The sequence below is a fragment of the Achromobacter sp. UBA5777 genome, assembly GCF_002418565.1.
GTDB classification, from domain to species: domain Bacteria; phylum Pseudomonadota; class Gammaproteobacteria; order Burkholderiales; family Burkholderiaceae_B; genus Achromobacter; species Achromobacter animicus.
The window spans coordinates 3,150-10,061 of sequence record NZ_DIEJ01000077.1; the positions used below are offsets into that span (position 1 = coordinate 3,150).

Here is a 6,912-nt window from a genome sequence, read left to right on the forward strand (position 1 = left end):
CCGCGTGGTCCGCTGCAGCAGCTTGGTGCGCAGCTTGTCTTCGAGCCGTTTGACGCGGTTGGTGACGGCGGGCTGGGACAGATGCAGCTTGCGGGCGGCTTCGCTGAAGCTGCCTTCGCGCACGACCCAGAGAAAGGTTTCCAGCTCGGAAAGTTCGAGCCGGGTGAGGGCGGACGGGTCGTTGGATTGATTCATGGTGGTTATAGATGTATCACGCCGCGGAAATTGTGCATATCCGAGTCGACACCAATACTGAGCCCACTTCGATCTCTTCACGAACCCACCGGAAACCGGAAAAGCAATGAGCACAACCGCCCGTCAAATGGCCCTGGTGGCCTTCCTGCAAGCCCAGAATTGTTCCAACTATGTTGGCTCGTGGAGAAATCCGTCGAGCATGACCGACTACCTGACGCCGGAGTACTACCAGCGCATCGCGCGCACGCTGGAAGACGGCTGCTTCGACATGGCGTTCTTCGACGACCGCCTGGCGATGCCGGACATCTATAACGGCAATCACCACGAGACCGTGCGCCACGGCGTGCGCGCCGTGAAGCTGGAGCCCACGGCGGTGCTGATGGCGATGGCGATGGCCACCCGCCACCTGGGCTTGGGTGCGACGTATTCCACGACCTACTACGAACCGTTCCATGTGGCGCGCCTGTTCGCGACACTGGACCTCATGACGAAGGGCCGCGTGGCCTGGAACGTGGTCACCTCGATGAACGATTCCGAAGCCGCCAACTTCGGCCACACCGAACACCTGGAACACGACCTGCGCTACGACCGCGCCGATGAATTCATGGAAGTGGTCATGGGCCACTGGGACACGTGGGAGGATGACATCATCGTCGCCGACAAGGCCGAGGGCTACTTCGCCGATCCGGACAAGGTGCGGCGGCTGGACCACGAAGGGCGGTTCTTCCGCTCGCGCGGGCCGCTGACCGTGCCGCGCTCGCCGCAGGGCAATCCGGTGATCCTGCAGGCGGGCCAGAGCGGGCGCGGGCTGGCGTTCGCGGCGCGCTGGGCCGAAGTGGTGTTCGCCAAGTACCCCACGCTGGAGGGAGGCATCAAGCAGTATCAGGCGCTCAAGGACGGCGTGGCCAAGGCTGGGCGCAACCCCGACGATCTGAAGGTGGCCGCCGAGGTAAAGATCATTGCCGCCGAAACCGAAAGCCTGGCCCGGGAAAAGCGCGAGATGATCGCCGGCCTGTCGCGGCCCATCGACGGCCTGACGATGATCGGCGAGACCGCCAACATCGATTTCTCCGGCCGGCCCTACGACCAGCCCTTCACCGACGCGGAGCTGGCCGCGATGTCCTGGCAGAGCCTGCGCGACAAGGTCGTGCAGGTGAGCGGCAAGAAGAATCCGTCGGTACGTGATTTTGTCGAGGCGTCGGGCCGCGGCACGTTGAATGACGGCCCCGTGTTCTGCGGCACCGGTGAGCAGGTGGCGGACATGATGGAGGAATGGTTCAGCAAGGGATGCGATGGCTTCGTGCTGTCGGCAACCTCGGTGCCCGGTACGTATGAGGAGATCGTGCGGCTTGTCATTCCGCATCTGCAAAAGCGGGGTCTGGTGCGCAAGCAGTACGACAGCGGCACGCTGCGCGGCAATCTGGGGCTTGCGCGTCCGCGNNGCCGGCGACTGGAAGGCCGGCAGCCGCTGAGGACCATGGACATGACCACTCAAAGCGTGCGCATGATGTCGGCCAGCGGCATCCTGGGCTACGGGTTTCCGGAGGCCTCGATCAAGGCGGCCATGGAACTCAAGCCTCACATGATCGGCGTGGACGGCGGTTCCAGCGATCCCGGTCCGCATTACCTGGGGTCCGGCAAGACATTGAATTCCCGCCTGGCCATGAAGCGCGACCTGTCGCTGCTGCTGCGCGCAGCGATCGCCAACGGCATTCCGATGATGGTGGGCACCTGCGGCGGCGCCGGGGGCGAGCCGCACCTGCAGGCCTGCGCCGACATCGTGCGCGAGATCGCCCGCGAATATGGCCTGCATTTCAAGATGGCGCTGATTCATGCCGAGCAGGACCCGGCCGTGATCCGTCAGGCCATCGCCGAGGACCGCATCCGGGCGCTGGGCTCGGCGGACGCGTTGACGCCGCAGGATGTCGACGAAGCGGTGCGCATCGTCGGCATGATGGGGCCGGAACCGTATCGCCGGGCCTTGGCTGAAGGGGCACAGGTGATCCTCGGCGGGCGGGGCACGGACCCCGCGCCGTGGGTGGCGCTGGCCATGCACCACGGCCTGCCCGAGGCGCCCGCCTGGTATGCCGGCAAGATGCTGGAGTGCGCGTGCAACGCCGCGATCCCCAAGAAACACGACTGCCTGATGGTCACGGTGGGCCAGGACTACGTGGAGGCGGAGCCGCTCAATCCGGAGCTGCGCTGCACGCCGCTGTCGGTGGCGGTGCAGGCGCTGCACGAGAACGCGAGTCCTGTGCTGCGCTATGAACCCGGCGGCTGCGTCGACACCCGCGATTGCGAGATCCGGGCGGTGTCGGACCGCCGTGTCCGGATCACGGGCATGAAGTGGGAGCCTCAGCGCTACACGATCAAGCTGGAAGGCGTGAAGCGGGCGGGCTACAGCGCGGTGGCCTTTGCCGCCACGCGCGACCCGGGCCTGATCGGGCAGGCCGGCAGCTTCCTGGACTTCGTGCGGGCATCCACCGCAACGAAGGTCGCGGCATTGGGGCTGGATCCCCAGGACTGGAAGCTGGTGCTACGGGTCTACGGCGCAAACGGCGTGATGGGGGCCTGGGAACCGAACCCCGGTTTCCTGCCGCAAGAGCTCGCCATCGTCGCGGAAGTCGTGGGCAGGACGCAGGAGATCGCCAATGCGGCGCTGTCGCTGGCCCGCGTGACGTTGCTGCATTCGGACTTTCCGGGGCGCATGTGCCGCGAAGGCAACATGGCCTTTCCGTTTTCGCCGTCCGATATCGAGCGCGGTCCGATCTACGAATTCTTCATGCAGCACGTGATTGAAGTGGCTGATCCGCTCAGCCTGTTTCTCATCGAATACGAAACCGTCTGAGCGGGGAGAGCCGACGTGGCCAGACTGAAAGACATTGCCAAGGCCTGCAAGAGCAAGAACGCTGGGCCGTTTTCCATCACGCTGGACATCATGTTCGATGACCCGGCGCTGTTCGAGCGCGTGCGCGCCACGGGCGTCGTCAGCGCCGCGCTGATTGCGCGCCTGTACGGCGTGCGTGAGCAGGACGTGCTCTTCACGGAATACCCGCCCGCGCTGGCGTGGAAGGCGACGCTATCGCGGCCCGTGGCGTCGGGCGCGGTGGGCGACGTGGACGTGTACGGCGCGCAGCAGCACGCGCCCCTGCTGGATATCGAAATACCCCTGTGACGCCGGCCGGCCGTCAGCGGCCGTTCCCGGCGCACGACACCTGTTGTTCACGCACTGACTACACAAAAAAAGACAGGAGAGAGACATGAATCGAGTTTGCAAGGTGATGCTGCCCCTGGCGTTGGCGCTGCCGGCTGCGGCCATGGCGCAGGACACGCTGAAGATCGGCGCGCTGGTGACGCTGTCCGGCGCGGGCGCCGCGTGGGGGCAGGCGCTGCTGTACGGCGCAGAACTGGCAGCCGACGACGTCAACGCGCAGGGCGGGCTGGAGGTCGGCGGCAAGAAGTACAAGATCAGCGTCATTCCCTATGACGACAAGTACCAGTCGGCCGACGCGGTCACGGCGGCCAACCGCCTGNNCCGAGCGCGAGAAGGTCATCATCATGACGCTGGGCTTCACCAACAAGGCGCTCAGCCCCGAAAAACCGTACTCGTTCCGTCCCAACCTGACGACCGAGGAGACGGCCCCGCCGATCATCGCGTGGCTGGTCAAGCGATTCAGTCTGAAGAAGGTCGGCGGACTTTTCCCCAACGACGAGTCCGGGCAGCAGATCTCCAATGACCTGGCCAAGGCCTACGAAAAGGCGGGCGCCGCGCTGTCGAGCAAGGAATTTTTCGAACGCCAGCGGGTGGACATGGTGCCGCTGCTGACCCGTATGATCAGCTCGGGCATCGACGCCATCGAGCTGNNCAGGCGCGCGAACTGGGCTTCAAGGGGCCGATCGTGCGCAATGGCGGGCCGGCCACGCCCGAGATCGTGGCGGTGGCGGGCAAGACGGCGACCGAAGGCATGATGGTCACGTCGCTGCAGGATCCGGACAACAAGGAGGTGGCGCACTACGCCCAGCGCTACCAGGACAAGTACAAGAAGAACATGAACGGCTTCAGCCCGGCCTTCTATGACGGCACGCACATGCTGTTCAAGGCCATGCAGAACGCGGGCACCGTGGCCGACAGCACTAAGGTGCGCGATGAACTGGCCAAGCTGAAGGACTACAAGGGCATCCAGGGCATCGTGAACTGGAGCGGCAAGGCGCGCTATGGCATCGACCATCAGGTCGCCTCGCCGTTCTTCATCTCCGAGGTCCGCAATGGCCAGGAAGTCACGGTGGCGCGTTGCGATATCGACAAGTGCGTCGATATCCAGAAATAAGCCGGCGAAAGGGGATTTCCATGTCCAACTTGTTAGCCCAGGCGCTGGTCAACGGCGTCATCATCGGCCTGCTTTACCTGCTGATGGCGGTGGGGTTTACGCTGGTGTTCGGCGTGATGNNGTCGTGAACTTCGCGCACGGCCAGTTCTACATGGTCGGGGCCTTTGCAACCTATGTCCTGATGAGTCATTGGCAGGCGCCGTTCCTGCTGGCGTTGCTGGGCGCCTTCGTCGTGACGGCGGCGCTGGGCTGGCTGGTGGAATGGGCCGTGCTCAAACCCTTCCGGCACGATGAGCTGAACGGCATGATCGCGACCATCGGCGTGGCCATGATCCTGCAGTCGGTGGCGCTGGTGGTGTTCGGGCCGGACTCGCAGATCATGCCGCAGGTGGCCGAGGGCGTGTTCCACCTTGGCGCGGCGATCATCCCGGCGTCGCGGTTGTACGTGGCGGTCTGCTCGGTGATCGTGCTGGCGGTGTTGTATGTCTTCCTGATTCATACGCGGCAGGGCAAGGCATTGCGCGCCGCGGTGCAGGACATGGAGATCGCGACGGCGCAGGGGGTGCGGGCCAAGCTGATGTACCCGCTGGGCTTCAGCATCGGCGTGGGGCTGGCGGCGATCGCGGGGGCGCTGATGGCGCCGCTGTTTTCCGTCTCGCCCTTCATCGGCAGCACACCGCTGCTCAAGGCCTTCATCGTGGTGATTCTTGGCGGGCTGGGCAGCGTGCCGGGCGCGGCGGCGGCAAGCTTGCTGCTGGGCGTGTCGGAAAGCCTGGCCAGTTCCTTCATGAGCAACAGCCTCGCGGAAATCCTGATCTTCGCGCTGGTGATGGGCATCCTGGTATTGCGGCCCGCCGGGCTGCTGGGCAAGGCGGAGGCGTGAGATGGATATGAGCAAAGCCGTGTTGCCGTCGATACCGCCAGGCCAGACCGAATCCCAAACCCTGATCCGCGGAGCGGCCGCGCCGCAGCCGCTGAGGGCGGCGGGCGTCGTGGGCCTTGCCGGCCTGGTCTGCATCCCGTTTCTGCTGAATCAGGCCTTCACCTATCACCTGGCCATCTTCATCTGCATCAACACCATCGTCGTGACGTCGCTGTCGGTGCTGGCCAGGGCGGGGCAGATCTCGCTGTGCCACGGCGCACTGGCCGGCATCGGGGCGTACGCCTCGGTCTTCTGCGTCAAGGGACTGGGGCTGCCGTTCGCCGTCGGGGTGGTGGGGGCAATGGCCGCCGCCGGTCTCGTGGCCTATCTGCTCGGGCGCATCGTCCTGCGATTGCAGGGCGTGTATTTCGTGCTGGTGACCTTTGCCTTCGGCGAACTGCTGCGTCTGGTGCTGCTGGAATTCGGGGATGTCACAGGTGGCGCCAACGGCATCACCAACATTCCCCCGGCCGCCATCGCCGGCTACGTTTTTCAGAACAAACCGGCGTTCTATGCGCTGGCGGCGGTTATAGCCATTGCCGTATTGGCCTTCTTCCGGTGGTTCTACGCTTCGCCGGCCGGCGAGGCGGTGGACGCAGTGGGTGAGAACCCGGCGCTGGCCGAGTCCAGCGGCATCGGCGTGCGCCGTACTCAGCTGTTCGCGTTCACGCTGGCCAGCGTCTTCGCCGGCCTGGGCGGCGCGCTGCTGGCGCATTACGTCGGCTACATCTCGCCCGAGTCTTTCAACATGCACCTGTCGGTCGCGCTCATCATCATGATGGTGGTCGGCGGGCGCAGGTACCTGCTGGGCGGCCTGGTGGGCGCGCTGGTCATGACGCCGCTGCCCGAGTTCTTCCGCGGCGCGGTGGAATCGCAGGACATCCTGTATGGCGTCGCGTTGATTCTGATGTTGCGGTTCCTGCCGCAAGGGCTGGCCGGCATGCGCCTGCCGCGTAAAGGGAGGAAGCAGCCATGACGACAGCATCGAATTCGCGGCCCCTACTCGAGGTCAAAGGCCTTTCCAAGCGCTTCGGCGGCCTGCANNAACGGCGCCGGCAAGAGCACCGCGTTCAACCTCATCAGCGGCACGCTGATTCCCACGGCCGGCCAGGTGGTGCTCGAGGGCGCGGAGATCACGGGCAAGGCGCCCAGCGCGGTGGTGCGGCGCGGCCTGGCCCGCACGTTCCAGTCGACCTCGGTCTATCAGGGCGCCACGGTGGCGCAGAACCTGCTGCGCGGCGCGCTGTCGACGTTGCCCGGCTCCGTGTGGACGCACACCGTCACCACCCGTGCCCGCAAGGCTGCGTTGCAGCGTGTGGCGCGCGAGGTGGACGAGATTCTGGAGCTGTCCGGGCTGGGACCCTACCGGGACGTCGCGGCGGGGGGGCTGGCCTACGGCCATCAGAAACTGCTTGGCGTCGCAATCGGCTTTGCCACGAATCCCAAGATCCTGCTGCTGGACGAGCC

Annotated in this window: 7 protein-coding genes and 2 pseudogenes; 8 read left to right on the plus strand and 1 reads right to left on the minus strand. The window is 65.4% G+C overall.

All coding sequences use genetic code 11. The features are described from left to right. Positions 1-195: helix-turn-helix domain-containing protein (locus B3446_RS05445; protein ID WP_291378178.1), on the minus strand; the 195-nt coding region annotated here is incomplete at its 3' end. A gap of 127 nt (positions 196-322) precedes the next feature. Here B3446_RS05445 and B3446_RS05450 point away from each other — a divergent pair. The 8 genes and pseudogenes from B3446_RS05450 to B3446_RS05485 form a co-directional block, all read left to right on the plus strand. Beyond that, positions 323-3,043: an NtaA/DmoA family FMN-dependent monooxygenase gene (locus tag B3446_RS05450; RefSeq protein ID WP_422652840.1), complete on the plus strand. Its 2,721-nt coding sequence runs from the start codon at positions 323-325 to the stop codon at positions 3,041-3,043. A gap of 15 nt (positions 3,044-3,058) precedes the next feature. Beyond that, positions 3,059-3,370, plus strand: a complete 312-nt coding sequence (locus tag B3446_RS05455) for a DUF4387 domain-containing protein (protein WP_175183715.1) — start codon at positions 3,059-3,061, stop codon at positions 3,368-3,370. Between the two features lie 142 nt (positions 3,371-3,512). Beyond that, positions 3,513-3,719, plus strand: a pseudogene (locus B3446_RS05460) (ABC transporter substrate-binding protein); the annotation flags it as partial. 34 nt (positions 3,720-3,753) lie between these two features. Next, positions 3,754-3,993, plus strand: a pseudogene (locus B3446_RS05465) (amino acid ABC transporter substrate-binding protein); the annotation flags it as partial. Next, the gene (locus B3446_RS05470; RefSeq protein WP_291378193.1) at positions 3,981-4,523 is read left to right on the plus strand and encodes an ABC transporter substrate-binding protein; all 543 of its coding nucleotides are present in this window, start codon (positions 3,981-3,983) and stop codon (positions 4,521-4,523) included. The pseudogene B3446_RS05465 and the gene B3446_RS05470, both read left to right, overlap by 13 nt. 124 nt (positions 4,524-4,647) lie before the next feature. Continuing rightward, positions 4,648-5,406, plus strand: a complete 759-nt coding sequence (locus B3446_RS05475; protein WP_291378181.1) for a branched-chain amino acid ABC transporter permease — start codon at positions 4,648-4,650, stop codon at positions 5,404-5,406. 7 nt (positions 5,407-5,413) lie between these two features. Continuing rightward, entirely contained in the window at positions 5,414-6,421 is a 1,008-nt protein-coding gene (locus B3446_RS05480) for a branched-chain amino acid ABC transporter permease (protein WP_224776654.1), read from the plus strand. Between the two features lie 117 nt (positions 6,422-6,538). Then, a partial coding sequence (locus tag B3446_RS05485; protein ID WP_291378195.1) for an ATP-binding cassette domain-containing protein occupies positions 6,539-6,912 on the plus strand: 374 nt, incomplete at its 3' end.